An 18,011-nucleotide genomic window follows, 5' to 3' on the forward strand; every position below is an offset into this window, starting at 1 on the left:
AAAGTCGTCAGACGTTAGACATCTTCGAGCCAAATGTCGAGTGCGATTCCAGGGGGTCTACGTCGGAATGCGGTCGGCCTGACCGGCGCGGTGATCATGTCCGCGGCGATCATGGGACCGGCGGTCTCGACGTTCTTCAACCCCCAGTTCTCGACACCGTTCTCCGGGGCCGCGACCCCGTTCGTGTACCTCGTCTGCCTGATCGCGATCCTGATCGCGGCGTCCGGCATCGTCGAGATGGCCCGTGAGCTTCCGAGCGCCGGCGCGTTCTACACCTACGTCACCCGCGGACTCGGTCCGCGGGCCGGGTTCGTCACCGGCGGTCTGATGTTCGTCGCCTACGCCCTGCTGCCACCCGCCGAGGTCGGACTCATCGGGTCGTATCTGCAGAGCACGTTCCGCGCAGAGTTCAGCGCCAACATCCCGTGGTGGATCATCGGGATGGTTCCCGCCGGGCTGATGATGCTGCTGGCCTTCGAGGGCATTCGCTCCTCACTGCGCGCCGCGCTGATCCTGTTCTCGCTCGAAGTGCTCGTGGTGGTCGGTCTGGCGCTGATCGTCGTCGGCCAAGGAGGTCACGACGGGTTGACATTGCATCCCCTCAATCCGTCCGCCTCACCCAATGGGTTCAATGGACTCACCACCGGGTTCGTGTTCGCGGCCCTCAGCTTCGTCGGCTTCGAGGCCGCCGCGACGCTCGGTGACGAGGTCAAGGAGCCGCGCCGGGTCGTCCCCCGCGCGGTGCTGACGAGCGTCCTGCTCGTCGGCCTGATCTACGTGTTCTGCATCTGGGCCGAGGTCAACGGGCTCGGCATCGCCGCCACCAACAAGCTCGACGGCACCTCGACGCCGTGGAACGACCTCGCCGCGATGTACGCGTCGTGGATGAAGTGGCCCGTGATCATCGCGTCGGTCTCGAGCATGTTCGCCGTGATGATCAACTCGTCCAACGGGATCGTGCGGATCCTCAACACGATGGGCCGCGAGCGCCTGCTGCCGCCGATGTTCGCGTTCATCGACCCCAAGCGGAACACGCCGTCCTACGCGATCTTCGCCACCGGCGCCTTCGCGATCGTGCTGGCGCTCTGCGTCGGCGCGGTGGCCGGCGGTCTCGGCGACCCGGTCGGCGGCTCGAACGTCTACGGCTACCTCGGCTTCCTGCTCACGCTCGGGATCTTGCCGGTGTACGTGCTGACCAATCTGGCCGCGGCGCGCTACTTCGCCGCGAGTGGGCGCTTCAACCTGATCCGCCACGGCGTGCTCCCACTCGGCGGCGCCGCATTGATGGTCGCGCTGCTGATCGGGCAGATCCTCGAGCAGACCGTGCGCCCGTACACGTGGTTCCCGTGGCTGATCGTGATCTGGGTCGTGCTGATGGCGCTCGGCGCGCAGTGGCTGGCATCGCGGCGCCCGCGTGAGCTCGAGCTCGCCGGTGCCGTGCTCGCCACCGGCGAGACCGAGGCCATGCGGGAAGCGATGAGGGTCTAGATGGGCTGCGTGATCGGGGTCGACGTCGGCTCACAGAGCGTCAAGGCGGTGGTCGCCGACGATGAAGGACGGGCGCTCGCCACGGCGAGCGCGCCCTGCACGATGCGTCATCCCGCCGGCGGCTGGGCGGAGCAGGACCCGTCCGACTGGACCGGCGCCCTGATCGACGCGGTCCGCCAGGCGCGCACCAGCGCCGGGCTCGGGCGCGATGACATCACGATGCTCGGGCTCGCGTGTCAGGTGGACGGGCTGGTGGCGCTGGACGCGCAGCTGCGCGCGATCCGTCCCGCGATCATCTGGCTCGACCGGCGCGCCGACGGCCAGTCGGCCGCGCTCGCCGAGGCGGTCGGCGAGGACGTGCTGATCAGCCGCACCGGCCTGAACCCGGACGCGTCGCACGTCGCTCCGAAGGCGATGTGGCTGCGCGAGGTCGAGCCGGCCAACTACGCCGCCGCGCGCTGGCTGGCGTCCGCGGGCGCGCATATGAACGCGTGGCTGACCGGTGAGGTCGCCCACGACCACGCGCACGCGTCCTCGACCTTGCTCTACGACCTGTACCGGCGCGACTACAGCGCCGAGCTGATCGGCCACGCCGGGCTCGACGCCGCGCGGCTGCCCGCGATCCATCGCGCCGGCGACGTGCTCGGCACGCTGCGCGGCGAGATCGCCGACGCGCTCGGGCTCTCGCGTCACTGCCGCGTGATCGTCGGCACGGGCGACGACCACGCGGGTGCGCTGGGCGCGGGCGCCTTGGCACCGGGCGTGATCGTCGACGTCACCGGCACCGCCGAGCCGGTCGCGGCGCCGTCGCGTCAGCCCGTCCTCGACGCCGAGCGGATGATCGAGACGCACGCGCACGCGGTCGACGAGATGCTGCTGGTGGAGAACCCCGGCTTCGTCTCCGGCGGCAGCACCCGCTGGTGGGCGGCGACCCAGGGCATCCCGCAGTCCGAGCTCTTCGGCCTGGCGGCGCTCGCCCCGGCGGGTGCGGACGGCGCGCTCTTCCTCCCTACGCTCTCGGGCTCGATGGCGCCGCGCTGGAACGGCCGGATGCGCGGGTGCTTCGCGGGGCTCGCCCTCAGCCACGACGCCGCGCACCTCGCGCGCGCCGTGCTCGAGGGCTGCGCGTACGCGCTGCGCGACATCGTCGACCGCTTCGCGGCGCTCGAGCTCGCGGGCGACGAGATCCGCGTCGTCGGCGGCGGCGCGCGCTCGGCGCTGTGGCTGCAGATCAAGGCCGATGTCACCGACCGCCCGGTGCGGGCCGTGCTGAGCGAGTGCGCGACCAGCGCCGGCGCGGCGATGCTCGCCGGCGTCGCCGACGGTGCCTTCAAGGACCTCGCCGAGGCCGCCGAGGCGACGGTCCAACTCGCCCCCGAGCCGGTGACCCCGCGCCCTGAGGTCCGCTCCGTGTATGACGACAGCTATCGCGCCTATCGGCGCCTCTTCGACGGCGTGGAGGACGCGCTGGCATGACGCTCGCTCCACCTCCCTCCGCCCCTGAGGTCGCGCGCGACCTCAACATGCTGCGCGTGCGCCTGGCCGCGTGCGCCGAGGCGGCCACGTTGCGCCCGCTCGGGCTCGGCGGCCTGCTGCTCGGCCCGGGCGTCCTCGAGCGCGTCGCGGACGTCGTCGCCGAGGTGCGCCATCGTGACGGCGACGTGGTCGTGCTCGCCGACCGCCGCCAGATGGCGAGCGCCGCGGGCGAGGTCAAGGCCTACGTCGCGTCGGCGCTCGAAGCCGCGGGGATGTCCGTCCGCCAGGTCACGCTCGGTGACGAGCGGGCCAACGTCCACGCCGACGCGGTGACGTTGCGCCGCGGCGCCGCGGCCGCCGCGGGCGCGAGCGTCGTGGTGAGCGTCGGCTCGGGCACGATCGCCGACATCGGCAAGGCGCTCAGCGCCGAGCTCGGCCGCGTCCCGCACGTCGTCGTCCAGACCGCGGCGAGCGTGAACGGGTTCGCCGACGACCAGTCGGTGCTGCTGCTCAACGGCGTCAAGCACACGACCGCCACGCGCTGGCCGGAGCGGCTGCTGATCGACTCCGATGTCATCGCGCGCGCCCCGGTGGAGCTCAACCGAGCGGGGTTCGGCGACCTGCTCGCCACCTACACGGCGCCCGCCGACTGGCGGCTCGCCCAGCTCGTCGGGCAGGACGACAGCTACTCGCCGTTCGCGGTCGGCCTCGCGCGCGCGCACGTGGATGAAGTGCTCGACCGCGCCGACGGCATCCACCGCGCCGACCCCGCGGCGCTCGAGCATCTCAGCGCGGCGCTGACCCTGAGCGGCATCGCGATGGGTGTCGCCGGCCGCACCGCGCCGGGGTCCGGGATGGAGCACACCGTCAGCCACCTGCTGGAGATGGCGGAACGGCCGGGCGTCGAGGCGCCGCTGCACGGGGCGAAGGTCGGCGCGCTGTCGGTGCTGGCCGCGATGCTGTGGGCGCGCGTGCGGACGGTCGCGCGCGGCGGCGGGTTGCGCGCGTTGCGCTTCCCGGAGCGCGACGAGCTCGAGCCGCAGGTGCGTGAGGCGTTCGCGGTGCTCGACCCGTCGGGACGCGTCGGCGAGGCCTGCTGGCACGACTACGCCCGCAAGCTCGACCGCTGGAACGACGCGCGCGGAGAGCTCGAGACGTTGTGGCAGCGCTGGCCCGCGTTCGACGCCGAGCTCGACCGGCTGCTGGCGTCGCCGGAGCGCCTCGTCGCGGCGCTGCGCTCGGCGCGCGCGCCGGTGCGGCTGACCCAGCTCGGCGTGCGCGACCGCACGGCGCGCTGGGCGCTCGCCCACGGGCACCTGATGCGCGAGCGCTTCAGCGTCGCGGACCTCGCGTTCTTCATGGGCATCTGGGACTCCGCCGACGTCGACGCGTTGCTCGTGTGCGCCGCCCGGCTGGGAGCCGGCCTGTGATCGAGTTCGTCTTCATGCTCACGCGCGACGACGTCACCGTCGGCAACGCCGCCGAGGTGCTGGCGTCGCTGCGCGAGAGCGGGTTGCGCTACGTCGGGTTCAAGGACATCGGACCGCCGCCCGAGACGCTGGCCGAGGTTACGCGCGCGGCCCACGAGGCGAGCATGGAGGTCATGCTGGAAGTCGTATCCACGAGCGCCGAGGACGAGCTGCGCTCGCTGCACGCGGCGCTGGACATCGGCGTCGACTGGGTCCTCGGCGGCACCCGCGCCGACGTCGGGGTCGAGATCCTCGGCGGCGCCGTCAAGTACTGCCCGTTCCCGGGCACGATCGAAGGCCATCCGAGCGTGCTCAAGGGCTCGATCGCCGAGATCGCCGCCGACGCCGAGCGCCTGACCGCGCTCGACGGCGTGCACGGCGTCGACCTGCTCGCGTACCGCCACCCCACCGAGGACCCGATCGCGCTCACCCGCGCCGTCGCCGCCGCGGCGAGCGGGCACGTGATCGCGGCCGGGTCGGTCACGTCCTTCGAGCAGATCGCCGCGCTCGGAGACGCCGGCGCCTGGGGCTTCACGATCGGCTCGGCGATCTTCGCCAACCAGCTCCCCGGCGGGCCGAGCGTCCCCGGCCAGGTCGCCGCCGTGCTCGCCCACATAAAGGGGTCAGGCCCCTTTAGGTTCGCGGAGGCGACCGCGTGACGTCGGTGCGGCGCACATCCCTGGTCGAGCAGGTGCGGCAAGGGCTGCTCGAGGACCTGGTCGGCGGCAAGCTCGTCACCGGCGACAAGCTGCCCAACGAGGACCGGCTCGCCGAGCGCTTCTCGGTCAGCCGCGCGACCGTGCGCGAGGCCGTGCTCGGCCTGCTCGAGGCGGGCTACCTGACCCGCCGCCACGGCTCCGGCACCTACGTGACCAAGGTGCCGCGCAGCCGCCACGCGCTCGACACCACCGTCTCCTACACCGCGATGATCCGCGACGCCGGGCACACGCCCGGCGAGACGGTGATCGCCAAGGCCGTGCGCGCGCCCACCGAGCACGAGTGCGAGGTGCTCGGCCTGGACGGCGACGACCGCGTCCACGAGGTCGAACGCGTCCGCCTGGCGGACGACCGGCCCGTCATCTACTCGCGCGACCGCATCCCCGCGGCGCTCCTGAACGGCATCTCTGAAGATGCGCTCGACAGTTCGCTGTACGTGATCCTCGAGTCCGCCGGCCACCCGGTCTTCCGGGCCAGTGCCGAGCTCCTCCCCACCCTCGCCGACGAACGGCTCTCCGAACTGCTGGAGGTTGAATGCGGTACCCCGCTGCTGCACATCGATCAGGTCGACTACGACGCGCGCGGGCGGGCGGTGATGCTCTCGCTCGAGTGGCACGTCGCCGACGCGTTCGAATTGATCGTCAACCGGCGCGCCTCGCCGGGTTCGGCGGACTCCTGATCCTGCTGGCGCTGCTGGCCGGCTGCGGGTCCTCGAGCTCGGACGAGTCGGCCGCGTCGGGCGGCGGCGCCTCCTCGGGCGGCGCCACCAAGACCGCGGAGGCGACCCCGGCCGCCACCGAGGCCGAGATCAAGGACGACGACGGCGACGGCATCGAGGACCCGGTGACGGTCAAGGGCGCCGTCGGCGACACGCTCGAGCTCAACGGCTCCGGGCTGGGCAACAAGGACCCCAACGACCACACCAAGACCAAGATCACGGTGACCCTGAGCAAGGTCAAGGGGCCGTTCAAGGGCTATGACATCAAGTCCAACCGCAAGTTGATCGGCCTGCAGTTCAAGTTCAAGAACACCGGTGAGCTCGTCTACGACAACCCGCTCCCCAACGGCAAGCTGACGCTCGTCGGCGGGGGCACCGGCAAGCAGACGAACCTGATCCAGATCGACGGGTCCAAGGACCCGTGCGAGAACCCGCGCGTGAAGCTCAAGCCGGGTAAGTCCAAGAGCGTCTGCATCGCGTTCGAGGTGCCCAAGAAGGGCAAGCTGGACACGTTCTCCTACACCTCGGACTCGGGGTACGGGGACACCGCCCAGTGGGCGCTTGCCAAGTGACTTAAAGCGGGGGGTCCGCGGGGGGCGGCAGCCCCCCGGTGATTTAAGGGTCGCCCACCGATTGTCAGGGTGGGCGACTCGCCGGACACTTATGGCATGAGCGCGTACATTGCCCTTCGTGAGGCTTGGGTCGTGGACCGGCCGTTGATGATCGACTCAGGCCACCGGCACCGGCGCGAGGTCGAGCGCCGCCACGGCCTCCGTCAACTGGTCTCCAACCCGGGCGACGTGCTCGAGCGCCACCGCCGCGACGTGCGTGCGGGCGCCGACGTCGTCACGACCGCCACGTGGGGCATCGCCGCCGCCACCGTGGTCTCCCCCGAGCCCGACCGCTGGATGACGATCGCCCGCCGCGGCGTCCGTCTCGCCCGCCTCGCCATCGCCGCGCAGAAGCGGGTCGGCAAGGTCGCCGTCGGCTTCTCGATCGACTCCACCATGGACCTCGACGACGGCGGCACGATCAGCCGGCTCGTGGACCTCTTCCACGCCGAGCACCCTGACTTCCTGATCCTCGACGCCCGCTCCCCGCGGCAGCCGATGCTCGAGCAGACGGTGCGCGCGCTGGAGTCCGCGCGGCTGCCCCTGTGGCTCTCGATGCCACGCGCCCCGCGCTCGATCGACTGGCTCGAACAGCGCGGCAAGCGCACGCGCCTGGTCGACCAGGGGCTGCTCGAGATCACGCGCTGGTAAGGGTTCGAGAAATCTCAGGGTAGGGGCCTGATTGTCCGCGCCCTTACCTCTGATTTACGGTTGACCTTCCTCCCCAACCCCTGGGCACTGATCGCCCGGGATCACTCTCTCAATAAGGAGCAGGATGCGACGATCCCTCGCCGTCACGGCTGTCGGCTTGACCTTCCTCGGTCTCACCGCCACGCAGGCGTCGGCTTCATATACCGCCTCGGTTCAGGGCACGACGCTCGAAGTCGCGGGCGACAAGGCCTCCGACAAGCTGACGTTCGCGGCCAACGGCACGGCCCTGGCCCTCGACGTCGGCTCCGACGGCACGATCGACTTCCAGTTCGATCGCAGCACCTTCGACAAGGTCCACGTCAACGCCGGTGACGGCGACGACGAGATCAGCACGCTCGGCAACCTCGCCGACGAGGCGTTCACGATCGAAGGCGGCGCGGGCAACGACCGACTGCTCGGCAGCAACGGCAACGACGTCCTCGACGGCGGCCCGGGCAACGACTTCGTCGACGGCAACCAGGGCACCGACACCGCGCGCCTGGGCACCGGCAACGACACCTTCCAGTGGGACCCGGGCGACGGCAACGACACCGTCGACGGCGACGCCGGCGCAGACGTCCTCCAGTTCAACGGCTCCAACGCCAGCGAGGACATGGACGTCTCGGCCAACGGCGCTCGCACGCGCTTCACCCGCAACATCGCGAACATCGTCATGGACCTCGGCACGATCGAGCGCGTCAACGTGCGCACGCTCGGTGGGACCGACAACGTCACCGTCAACGATCTGGCGGGCACCGGGCTCGGCCTGGTCGACGTCGACGAGTCCGGCTTCGACGGCCAGGGCGACGGCGCCAAGGACAACGTGATCGTCAACGGCACCAACGACCCGGACACGATCACCGCCACCTCCCCCACCCCGGGCACGGCGCAGATCAACGGCCTCGCGGCCAAGGTCCAGGTCGACAACGCCGAGTTCACCCAGGACCTCGTGACCGTCAACGGCCTGTTCGGTGACGACACGATCGCGGGCGGCGTCGGTGTCACGGGCCCGGCCTCGATCGTCGCCAATGGCGGCGACGGCGCCGACACCGCCAAATACGTCGGAACCAACGGCGACGACACCGATCTGTTCCTCGCGGCGGCCGGCACGGGGATCGCCCGCGTCGGGACGCCGACGGCCACCGGCATCGACGTCGCGGCCGGCGGCGGCACCGAGGAGACCCTCATCCAGACCCTCGGCGGCAACGATAAGGTCTCCGGTCAGAACGGCGTCTCCACCGCCTCGCACTTCACGATCGACGGCGGCAACGGCGACGACACGCTGCTCGGCGGCGACGGGGACGACCTGATCCTCGGCGGTGCCGGCAACGACCTGATCGACGGCAACCGCGGCTCAGACACCGCGCGCATGGGCTCAGGCAACGACACCTTCCAGTGGGACCCGGGCGACGGCAACGACACCGTCGACGGCGAGACCGGCGCGGACGTCCTGCAGTTCAACGGCTCCAACGCCGGCGAGGAGATGGCCGTCTCGGCCAACGGCGCCCGCACGCGCTTCACCCGCAACATCGCGAACATCGTCATGGACCTCGGCACGATCGAGCGCGTCAACGTCCGCGCGCTCGGCTCCGTCGACAACGTGACCGTGAACGACCTGAACGGCACGGGCGTCAAGCTCGTCGACGTCGACGAGGCCGGCTTCGACGGCCAGGGCGACGGCGCCAAGGACAACGTGATCGTCAACGGCACCTCCGGCCCGGACAAGGTCACCGCGACCTCGCCGACGGCGGGCACCGCGCTGATCAGCGGCCTGGCCGCGAACGTCCAGGTCGACGGCGCCGAGTTCACGCAGGACCTCGTGACCGTCAACGGCCTCGCCGGCGACGACACGATCACCTCGGGCGTCGGTGTCACCGGCCCCGCCGCGATCGTCGCCAACGGCGGCGATGACGACGACACCGCGAAGTACCTCGGCACGAGCTGGGACGATCAGATCTTCTTCGCAGCCGCCGGCACCGGGATCGCCCGCGTCGGCACCGCCACCACCTCGGGCCTCGATGTCACCGCCGGCGCAGGCACGGAGGAGACGCTCATCCAGGGTCTCGACGGCAACGACACGATCCAGGGCCAGAACGGCATCGCCGGCGACTCGCACTTCACGATCGACGGCGGCAACGGCGACGACACGCTCGGCGGCGGCGACGGCGACGACCTGCTGCTCGGGGGCCAGGGCAACGACCACGTCGACGGCAACCGCGGCACCGACACGGCCAACCTCGGCATCGGCGACGACCGCTTCCAGTGGGACCCGGGCGACGGCAACGATGTCATCGACGGCCAGTCCGGCTTCGACGGCCTCGACTTCAACGGCTCAAACGCCGCTGAGGACATCCAGCTCTCCGCCAACGGGAGCCGCGGTCGCCTGACCCGCAACATCGCCAACATCACGATGGACTACGACAATCTCGAGGACGTCGTGGTCCGGTCGCTGGGCTCGGCGGACAAGCTGACGGTCAACGACCTGCGCGGGACCGACGTGACCAACGTCGACCTGCAGCTGGGCGGGTTCGGCGGCGGCGGCGACGCCACGGCCGACCAGGTGATCGTCAACGGCTCCGAGCGTCCTGACAACGTCACGATCTTCAAGATCAACGGCCGTGTCGACCTCACCGGTCTCGGCCCGCAGCTGCACATCTTCGACTCCGAGCCGACGCTCGACACCCTCCAGGTCAACACCCTGGGCGGCAAGGACAGCGTCGTCTTCGACAACGACATCTCCGACCTGATCGCCGCCACCGTCGACCTGGGAGCAGACCAGTGAACGCCCTCCGTCCCTTCAGCGCCCTCGCCGTCGCCGCCACGCTCTTCGTGGCCGCCTGCGGCGGGTCCGGCGGGGTGAGCAAGAACGACTACGTCAAGGACCTCAACGAGGCCGTGCAGTCGCTGCAGAAGTCGACCGCGTCGCTGGGCCCGGCCGCCACGGACGGTGGCGCCGCGGTCACGCGGCTCCAGGACGGCGCCAAGGCGATGGACGTCGCCGCGGAGAACTTCAACAACATCACGCCGCCGGACGACGCCAAGCACGCCCACGGGCAGATCGTCGACGGTCTGCACAAGTTCGCGGACACGTTCCGCGAGGCCGCGGACGCCGCGAAGTCCAACGACAGCGAGAAGCTGCTGAAGGTCATCTCCGACATCGACTCCAGCCCAGGCGCGAAGGAGCTGCAGGCGGCCACCGAAGAGCTCGCCGCGAAGGGCTACAACGTCCAGTGAGAAAGGCAGGTCAAGCATGAATCTCTACGCCATCCGCCGTCGTGACTTCTGGGGCACCCCCGAGGAGCTGCAGGCGACGGCCGCGAAGTCCGCACAGGTGGGCGAGGACATGGCGGCTGACATCCGCTGGATCCGCACCTACATCGTGCAGGAAGACTCCGGCAAGCTCGGCACGCTGTGCATCTACGAGGGCACGAGCGCCGAGAAGGTGCGCGAGCAGGCCGAGCGCACCGGTATGCCGGCGGACGAGATCACGCTCATCGCCGAAACGGTGATCGTGAACCCGGACCCGGTTCCCGCCGCCTCCTAGGGGCGGGACATCAGGCGCGCGGCGGTGCAAGGGGAAACCCGCCGCGCGCCTGAAATCGGTCGGACAGGGGAATAAGCTCCTCCGATGTCGGTGGAGGAGCGACCATTTGACGTGCGCCTGGAGCGACGCGAGGCCGGTGTGGTCGTCGTCGCCAGCGGCGAGATCGACCTCTGGTCGGCGCCGGAGATCAAGGCCGCGCTCGCAGGTCACGGCTCGCGTGACAGCGCCGTGGTCCTCGATCTGCGGGGTGTCACCTTCATGGACTCCAGCGGCCTCGGGCTGATCGTCGAGTCCAACCAGCGCGCGCGCAAGCAGGGGTTCCGGTTCGCGGTGGCGGTCGGCGGCGCCACCGACGTCCATCGGATCCTCGAGATGTCAGGGCTCACGAAGGTCCTGACGTTCGTCGACGACCCGGACGCCTTCTTCGCCGGCGGCGACGCGTGACGCAAGAGCGGGCCGCGGAATCCGGCATTCGTGACGTGCTCCTCGCGGGTGGCGAGGTCGGGCGCGACACGCTGGCGGTCGACTGGGCCGCACACCCGCTCGGCCCGCCCGAGCACTGGCCGCGCTCGCTGCAGACCGTCGTCCAGGTCGTCCTGACCTCGCGCTTCGCGATGTGGATGGCGTGGGGCTCGGACCTCACGTTCTTCTGCAATGACGCCTACCGGCGCGACACGCTGGCCAAGAAGTACCCGTGGGCGCTCGGGCGCTCCGCGCGCGAGGTGTGGGCGGAGATCTGGCCCGACATCGGGCCGCGGATCGAGACCGTGATGCGTACCGGGATCGCGACGTGGGACGAGGCGCTGCAGCTCTTCCTCGCACGCTCCGGCTACGCCGAGGAGACCTACCACACGTTCTCCTACAGCCCGCTGACCGACGAGGACGGCCGCATCGCGGGGATGCTGTGCGTCGTCTCCGAGGACACGGACCGCGTCATCGGCGAGCGGAGGCTGGCGACGCTGCGCGACCTCGGCTCCGTGTCGTCGACGTCGAGCGAGGACGAGGTGCTCGCGAGCGTCTCACGGCAGCTGGCCGGCAACCCGCACGACCTGCCCTTCGCGCTCGCCTACCTCTATGACGACGAGGGGACGCCCGTCCTGCGCGCGGCCACCGGCATCGCGGCCGACCACCCCGTCACCCACCGGATCTGGCCGGCCGACGCGGACATGGTCGAGCTCGACGTCGACGACCTTCCGACCGGCGCCTGGGCCGAGCCACCGTACGCCGCGGCGGTGCTCCCGCTGTCCGCTCAGGGCCAGGTCGACTCGCCCGGGTTCCTGGTCGCGGCGCTCAACCGCTACCGGCAGCTGGACGACGACTACCGCGGGTTCCTCGGCCTCGTCGCGGGCCAGGTCGCGGCCGCCATCGCGGGTGCCCGGGCGTATGAGGCCGAGCGCCGGCGCGCCGAGGCGCTGGCCGAGCTCGACCGCGCGAAGACCGCGTTCTTCACCAACGTCAGCCACGAGCTGCGGACGCCGCTGACGCTCCTGCTCGGCCCGGCCGAGGACGCGCTCGCCGACCCGGACGCGGCGCTGCCGGACAAGCAACGCGGCCGCGTCGAGGTCATCACCCGCAACGCGCAGCGCCTGCTGAAGCTGGTCAACACGCTGCTGGACTTCTCCCGGCTCGAGAGCGGGAACGTGCGCGCGCAGTTCGAGCCGGTCGACCTCGCGCGCTACACGGCCGAGCTCGCGAGCATGTTCGAGTCGGCCGTCGAGCGTGCCGGCCTGACGATCGAGATCGAGTGCCCGCCGCTACCCGAACCGGTCTACGTCGACCGCGAGATGTGGGCCAAGATCGTGCTCAACCTGCTCTCCAACGCGTTGAAGTTCACCTTCGACGGCGGTGTGACGGTGCGGCTGAGCGCGCAGTCCGACCGGGCGCGGCTGACCGTCACCGACACCGGCATCGGGATCCCGGAGGACGAGCTCCCGCGGCTCTTCGAGCGCTTCCACCGCGTCGCGGGCGTGCGGGCGCGCTCACACGAGGGCTCAGGGATCGGCCTCGCCCTCGTGGCCGAGCTCGCCGAGCTGCACGGCGGCTGCGCCGCGGCGACCAGCCGCCGCGGCGAGGGCTCCACGTTCACGGTGGACGTGCCGTTCGGGGACGCGCATCTTCCGCAGGAGGACATCCGCCGCGACGGGGACGCCGCGGTCAGCGCCCGCCAGCAGGCCGAAGGGTTCCTCGAGGAGGCTTCGCGCTGGCTCGGGACCGACGACGACGGCATCGCCGCCGTGACCGACCCGGATGCCCCGCGCGTGCTCGTCGTCGACGACAACGCGGACATGCGGCGCTACATCGCCACGCTGCTGGCGTCCGAGTACGCGGTCCAGACCGCGGCGGACGGCGTCGACGCGCTCGAGCAGGCGCGGGCGCACCCGCCCGACCTCGTGCTGACCGACGTGATGATGCCCCGCCTGGACGGCTTCGGGCTGCTCGCGGCGCTGCAGGAGGACCCGGCGACGATGGGCGTCCCGGTGATCATGCTCTCGGCGCGAGCGGGCGAGGAAGGCACGATCGAAGGGCTCGAGGCCGGCGCCGACGACTATCTGATCAAGCCGTTCGCGGCCCGCGAACTGCTCGCGCGCGTCGCCGCGAACCTCGAGCTCGACCGCGTCCGGCGCACCCGTGATCGGCTGCGGAAGAGCCAGGACCTGATCGACCAGGCGCAGCGGCTCGCGCGCGTCGGCAGCTGGGAGCTCGACCTCGCCAGCGGCGCGATCAGCGGTTCGGAGGAGCTGGCCCGGATCCTCCAGCGGACGGCCGAGGAGCTCGCGTCCGGTGGCCTGGAGGCCGCCTTCGAGCGGATCTTCGACCCGGCTGACGTGCCACGCCTGCGGGCCGCCATCGAGGCCGGGACGCAGGGGGTGCCGATCGACGTCGAGGTCCAGCTGGCGCTGCCGGGGCGCCCGTGGGTGCGTGCGCTCGGCGAGCTCGACGGCGACGACCCCGTGCGCCTGCGCGGCAGCCTCCAGGACATCACCGCCCAGCGCGAGGCCGAGCGGGCGCTGGCGAGCGCCGCCGCCGAGCGCGAGGCGAGCGCGCGCGAGCGCGAGATCGCCGACCACCTCCAGCACTCGCTGCTCCCAGCAGTGACGTTCGCCCCCGACCGGCTCGAGGTCGCCACCTTCTACCAGCCGGGCGTCGCCGGCACCCAGGTCGGCGGCGACTGGTACGACGTCATCCAGGTCGGGGCGGGACGCACCGCGCTGGTGATCGGCGACGTGATGGGCCGCGGCGTCAACGCCGCGGCGGTCATGGGTCAGTTGCGGACCGCCGTCCGGGCCTACGCGCGGCTCGACCTCCCGCCCGCCGACATCCTCGAGTCCCTCGACGCCGTCGTGCGCGATCTCGGCGAGGTCCAGATCGTCACGTGCGTCTACGCGGTCTTCGATCCCACCGACCGGTCGCTGATCTACGCCAACGCCGGCCATCTCCCGCCGCTGCTGCGGGTGGCCGGCGCGCCGGTGCGGCGACTGACCGGCGCGGCCGGACCGCCGCTCGGCGCGGGGCCGCTCACGCTCGAAGAGGAGGTGGTCGAGCTGCCGGTCGGCGGGTGCCTCGCGCTCTACACCGACGGGTTGGTCGAGCGCCGCGACCGCAACCTCGACGCCGGGATCGACCTGCTCGCCGCCCGGTTCGCCGCTGCCGCCGAGCCGGTGGCCGAGCTGCCGGGCGTGCTCGTCTCAGCGTTGGCGCCGGAGGGCTCCGACGACGACGTGGCGGTCCTCGTCGCCTGCGTGCTGGAGGGCGACGAGCCCGCGTCCGCCCAGCTCTCCATCGACGACGACGTCCGCGCCGTGCACCAGGCGCGCTCGTTCACCAGGATCACCCTCGCCGCCCTGGCATTGCCGGAAGCGCTGACGCGCGACGCGATCCTGCTCGTCTCAGAGATGGTCACCAACGCGATCGTGCACGGCCGCGGGCCGATCCGGCTGCGCCTGCGACGCGCCCGCGAGCACCTGCTGATCGAGGTCTCCGACACCGCGACGGCGGTCCCCCGCAAGCTGCGCCCGACCGCCGACGACGTCCACGGCCGCGGCCTCCAGCTCGTCGCGATCATGGCCGACGAGTGGGGCACGCGCCCGATCCGCGACGGCAAGTCCGTGTGGTGCGCGCTCGATCTCACCCGCTACGCCTAAAGCCGGCGGCCGGCCGGGCCGACCACACGGGTATGCAGGACGCGCGAGTGCCGCGGGACCCGCTCGACGACGGGCTGCGGCTGCGTGCGCAGAGCGTGCCGATCGGGGTCTTCGTGTCGTTCGCGATCATCGCGGCGCTGGCCGTGTGGGTCGCGGCGACGTGGCATGAGGCGGGGCGGGCGCTGATGGCGACGTTCCTCGTCATCGCCGCGCTCACCGCGTTGCTCGTGGCGCTGCTCCCGCACGAGCGCATCGTTCGCTCCCGTTGGCGCGAGCCGTTCTTCGTGAGCTGGAGCATGGCCAACATCGTCTTCATCACCGCGTTGGCGGCGGGCTCCGGCGGCACCCGCAGTCCGGCCACGCTCGTGTTCTTCCTGACGATGGTCTTCTCGGCGCTGTCGTATCCGTTCACGCTGGTGGTCGTGGTGAGCGTGTCGAGCCTCGGCGCGTACGTGTCGCTCGCGCTGCTCGAGCAGACCGGCGCGGCCGCGTCGTTGTCGCCGTCGACGATCCTCGTCTTCGCGACCTGCCTCGCGCTCGTCGCCTTCATGTGCATCTGGCAGGCGCGCCTGAACACCCGCCGCGCGAACCACCTGCTGCGGATCTCGCGCACCGACTCGCTGACGGGCTGCCTGAACCGGCTCGGGTTCACCGAGCGCTTCAGCGGCGAGGTGGTGGGAACGGGCTTGGTCCTGTTCGACCTCGTCGGCTTCAAGGCGGTCAACGACACCTTCGGTCACCCCGCGGGCGACGAGCTGCTGGTGTGGGTCGCCCGCACGCTGCAGGCGCTGGTGCGTGGGGATGACGCGGTCGCCCGGCTGGGCGGCGACGAGTTCGCGCTGATCCTGCCGGGGATGGACCTCGCGGGCGCCGTGGCGGTCGCGGTGCGCACCCGCGCCGCGTTGGCCGAGCGGGTGCAGGCGACGACCGGTGTCGCCGCCGCGCCCGACGACGGCTTCGCGGCCGACACCCTGGTGCGCAGGGCCGACGAGCGGCTCTACGCCGCCCGGCGCGTCGCCACGGTCTAATCGGGCTCGACGTCCAGGTGGGTCTGGACGTCGTATTCGCTCCACGCGACCGTGACCACGCGGCAGCGGCGGACGGTGCCGACGACCGTGCGCACGACCTCGAGCTCGTGCTTGAGGTGCTCCTCGGTCTCGAGCGCACGCTTGGGGCGCTTGGAGCCGGCGTGCTTGAGCATCCAGTCGCCCATGTACTCGATCCCGGTGTCGAGGTCCTTGATCAGGGGCTGGTGCGGCTGCTCCTCGGTCTTGTTGCCGAACACGCCGCCCCCGCTCGACTGGAACCACCGGACCTCGATCCGGTGGCCGATCGGGATCGGGGCGCTGTAGATGCAGGTCACGAGCTCCATGAGCTGCGCGACAGTAGCGGCCCGCAGCCACCGACGCGGATTCGCACCGCGCACCCCCCGCCGCGCTCGGTTCGGGGGGTGGTCAGGAAAACTTGACTCAGAGGACGGAAATCCTGGCCACCCCCACCGATGCGCCGTTCAGGGGGTGTTGCGGGCGGCGCGGATCGCGGCCACGAACCCGGGCGCCTTGGGCGTCCCGAAGCCGGTGGTCATGTCCCAGCCGCTGGTGACGGGCCAGCCGCTGACCGGGCCCGGGGTGACCGGGAGGCCGTCGCCGTTGTAGTCGAACAGGCGGTTGTCGACGAGCCGGCCGCTGAGAGCGCTGCCCTCGGTGACCGGGGCGATGTCGCGGAAGGCGGCGGGGTTCGAGCCGACCTTGTACAGCAGCGGGGCGAGGTGTCCCAGCGGCGGCTGATTGCTCGTGCGTTGCTGCTCGTTGGCGAGCGCGACGAGCCCGGCGACCTGCGGCGAGGCCGCGCTCGTCTCGCCATAGACGTGCCAGCCGACGCGGTCGGTCTTCGGGAAGAACGACGTGTACACGAGCACGCCGCCGTTCACGGCCGCGTTCCACGCCAGGTCCGGGACGCCGCGATGGTTTCCGGGGATCCGGCTCGCGACGCTGTCCTGCCAGCTGGGGCGCGCGTAGATCGTGCTGGGGCCACCCCCGGTGGCGGCGGGCAGCCAGGACTCGTTCCACACGGCCTCGGTGTTCCCGCCGGCGATCGCGTTCCAGTACGCGGGGTTGTAGTCGCCGTCGGCGGTGAACGGGACGTCGCTGCTCGGGTTCCACGTCCAGCCGTACTGCAGCTGCGTGCCGCCGACCGCCGTGACGTACGGGCTCGACGCCGGCCAGCCGACGGTCGGCACGGTGTAGTTCACCGAGTCGCGGTGCTGCTTTGAGGGCCCGGTCGTGCCGTCGTCGCCTGACGAGGCGAGGACCGTGTCGCCCTTGGCGATCGCCTTCTGGTAGACGGCGTCGAAGCGCGCGGTCTGGGCCTGCGCAGCGCCCCCGAAGGTCTGCTCGGTCACCCCGAAGGACTGCGAGAAGACGGTGCCGGGCGGGTACTGGTCGATCGCGTCGGAGATCGCCTTGAACAGGTTCGGGAAGCCCTGGACGCCCTCCGTCTCGGCCGGCGGGACGCCGAGCAGGACGATGTGGGCGTGCGGCGCGATCGCGTACGCCCACTCGATGTCCAGCGTCGCCTCGCCGGCCCAGCCCTCGGCGCCCGCGGAGCCGGACTGTCCGTTGCCGACGTTCTTGAAGTCGGGCTGCCCGTTGGGATACACGGCCGTGAAGTCGGGCGCGGGTTCGGTCGGGAAGAACGTGTCATGGAACGTCTTCAGGTCCTGCGCGGCCGTCGGGCTGCCGTAGGAATCGACCAGGACGATCGTCTGCCCATCGCCCTTGTTGGACAGCTGATCGACGCCGTAGGCCGCCCGGATCTGCTGGGCCGTGTAGCAGTGCAGCCAGGCGTAGGCCACGGCTGGTGCCGGCGTGACGCAGTCCGGTGTTGTGGCATCGCCGGTGCTCGCGACGGGCTCGGGCGCCTGGATGGCCTGCGGCGTCGCCGATGCGGACGTCGCCACGGCCATCGAGAGCGCAGCGCCGATCGCCGCAGCGAATGCGAATCGCTTCGTCAAGACAAGCTCCTTCTGTGAAACGCGGCACCCCCCGCGAGTGCCGCCCTCTTTCATCTCACCTTTTCGGCGAACGCTGAAATGACGATGAAGTCGGCGCGATCGTCACGTGGGATTGACGGCTAGTCTGGACACCGCCTTGCCGG

The 18,011-nt window shown here is 71.2% G+C and carries 15 protein-coding genes; 13 read left to right on the forward strand and 2 right to left on the reverse strand.

The features are described from left to right. Positions 1 to 96 precede the first annotated feature (96 nt). From G569_RS0115710 to G569_RS0115770, 13 genes are all read left to right on the forward strand, one after another. Positions 97 to 1,488, forward strand: a complete 1,392-nt coding sequence (locus tag G569_RS0115710) for an APC family permease (protein ID WP_169542154.1) — start codon at positions 97 to 99, stop codon at positions 1,486 to 1,488. Then, on the forward strand, positions 1,489 to 2,964 hold the full coding sequence (locus G569_RS0115715) for a xylulokinase (RefSeq protein WP_028064102.1): 1,476 nt from the start codon (positions 1,489 to 1,491) through the stop codon (positions 2,962 to 2,964). Beyond that, positions 2,961 to 4,394, forward strand: a complete 1,434-nt coding sequence (locus G569_RS0115720) for an iron-containing alcohol dehydrogenase (protein ID WP_028064103.1) — start codon at positions 2,961 to 2,963, stop codon at positions 4,392 to 4,394. The genes G569_RS0115715 and G569_RS0115720 overlap by 4 nt, the downstream gene beginning before the upstream one ends. Next, entirely contained in the window at positions 4,391 to 5,092 is a 702-nt protein-coding gene (locus G569_RS48850; RefSeq protein WP_053226431.1) for a 1-(5-phosphoribosyl)-5-((5-phosphoribosylamino)methylideneamino)imidazole-4-carboxamide isomerase, read from the forward strand. Before G569_RS0115720 ends, G569_RS48850 begins: the two co-directional genes overlap by 4 nt. A gap of 5 nt (positions 5,093 to 5,097) precedes the next feature. Continuing rightward, entirely contained in the window at positions 5,098 to 5,829 is a 732-nt protein-coding gene (locus G569_RS0115730) for a GntR family transcriptional regulator (RefSeq protein WP_169542155.1), read from the forward strand. Then, positions 5,760 to 6,440, forward strand: a complete 681-nt coding sequence (locus G569_RS0115735; RefSeq protein ID WP_028064105.1) for a hypothetical protein — start codon at positions 5,760 to 5,762, stop codon at positions 6,438 to 6,440. Before G569_RS0115730 ends, G569_RS0115735 begins: the two co-directional genes overlap by 70 nt. Before the next feature lie 132 nt (positions 6,441 to 6,572). Beyond that, positions 6,573 to 7,130 carry a homocysteine S-methyltransferase family protein gene (locus tag G569_RS0115740; RefSeq protein ID WP_028064106.1) on the forward strand — a complete coding sequence of 186 codons (558 nt, stop codon included), beginning with the start codon at positions 6,573 to 6,575 and terminating at the stop codon, positions 7,128 to 7,130. 124 nt (positions 7,131 to 7,254) lie between these two features. Beyond that, positions 7,255 to 9,951, forward strand: a complete 2,697-nt coding sequence (locus tag G569_RS58100) for a beta strand repeat-containing protein (RefSeq protein ID WP_053226432.1) — start codon at positions 7,255 to 7,257, stop codon at positions 9,949 to 9,951. Beyond that, on the forward strand, positions 9,948 to 10,403 hold the full coding sequence (locus tag G569_RS0115750; RefSeq protein ID WP_028064108.1) for a hypothetical protein: 456 nt from the start codon (positions 9,948 to 9,950) through the stop codon (positions 10,401 to 10,403). Before G569_RS58100 ends, G569_RS0115750 begins: the two co-directional genes overlap by 4 nt. A 16-nt stretch (positions 10,404 to 10,419) precedes the next feature. After that, positions 10,420 to 10,713, forward strand: a complete 294-nt coding sequence (locus tag G569_RS0115755; protein ID WP_028064109.1) for a DUF4242 domain-containing protein — start codon at positions 10,420 to 10,422, stop codon at positions 10,711 to 10,713. 84 nt (positions 10,714 to 10,797) lie between these two features. Continuing rightward, positions 10,798 to 11,157 carry an STAS domain-containing protein gene (locus G569_RS48860; protein WP_064750365.1) on the forward strand — a complete coding sequence of 120 codons (360 nt, stop codon included), beginning with the start codon at positions 10,798 to 10,800 and terminating at the stop codon, positions 11,155 to 11,157. A gap of 35 nt (positions 11,158 to 11,192) precedes the next feature. Then, entirely contained in the window at positions 11,193 to 14,855 is a 3,663-nt protein-coding gene (locus G569_RS48865) for a SpoIIE family protein phosphatase (protein WP_053226434.1), read from the forward strand. Between the two features lie 32 nt (positions 14,856 to 14,887). Continuing rightward, positions 14,888 to 15,883 (forward strand): GGDEF domain-containing protein, encoded by a 996-nt coding sequence (locus tag G569_RS0115770; protein ID WP_028064110.1) that lies wholly within the window; start codon positions 14,888 to 14,890, stop codon positions 15,881 to 15,883. Here the strand turns inward: G569_RS0115770 and G569_RS0115775 are convergent. After that, on the reverse strand, positions 15,880 to 16,227 hold the full coding sequence (locus tag G569_RS0115775) for a hypothetical protein (RefSeq protein WP_028064111.1): 348 nt from the start codon (positions 16,225 to 16,227) through the stop codon (positions 15,880 to 15,882). The two genes, G569_RS0115770 and G569_RS0115775, sit on opposite strands and share 4 nt — an antisense overlap. Positions 16,228 to 16,365: 138 nt before the next feature. After that, positions 16,366 to 17,868, reverse strand: a complete 1,503-nt coding sequence (locus G569_RS0115780; RefSeq protein ID WP_028064112.1) for a S53 family peptidase — start codon at positions 17,866 to 17,868, stop codon at positions 16,366 to 16,368. Positions 17,869 to 18,011 lie beyond the last annotated feature (143 nt).

It is taken from the genome of Solirubrobacter soli DSM 22325 (assembly GCF_000423665.1).
GTDB lineage: Bacteria > Actinomycetota > Thermoleophilia > Solirubrobacterales > Solirubrobacteraceae > Solirubrobacter > Solirubrobacter soli.

Bases quoted from the DNA above. Each gene is read 5' to 3' on its own strand.
- G569_RS0115710 (WP_169542154.1), top strand. From the start codon at position 97: ATGTCCGCGGCGATCATGGGACCGGCGGTCTCGACGTTCTTCAACCCC.
- G569_RS0115715 (WP_028064102.1), top strand. From the start codon at position 1,489: ATGGGCTGCGTGATCGGGGTCGACGTCGGCTCACAGAGCGTCAAGGCG.
- G569_RS0115720 (WP_028064103.1), top strand. From the start codon at position 2,961: ATGACGCTCGCTCCACCTCCCTCCGCCCCTGAGGTCGCGCGCGACCTC.
- G569_RS58100 (WP_053226432.1), top strand. From the start codon at position 7,255: ATGCGACGATCCCTCGCCGTCACGGCTGTCGGCTTGACCTTCCTCGGT.
- G569_RS0115755 (WP_028064109.1), top strand. From the start codon at position 10,420: ATGAATCTCTACGCCATCCGCCGTCGTGACTTCTGGGGCACCCCCGAG.
- G569_RS48860 (WP_064750365.1), top strand. From the start codon at position 10,798: ATGTCGGTGGAGGAGCGACCATTTGACGTGCGCCTGGAGCGACGCGAG.
- G569_RS0115770 (WP_028064110.1), top strand. From the start codon at position 14,888: ATGCAGGACGCGCGAGTGCCGCGGGACCCGCTCGACGACGGGCTGCGG.
- G569_RS0115775 (WP_028064111.1), bottom strand. From the start codon at position 16,227: ATGGAGCTCGTGACCTGCATCTACAGCGCCCCGATCCCGATCGGCCAC.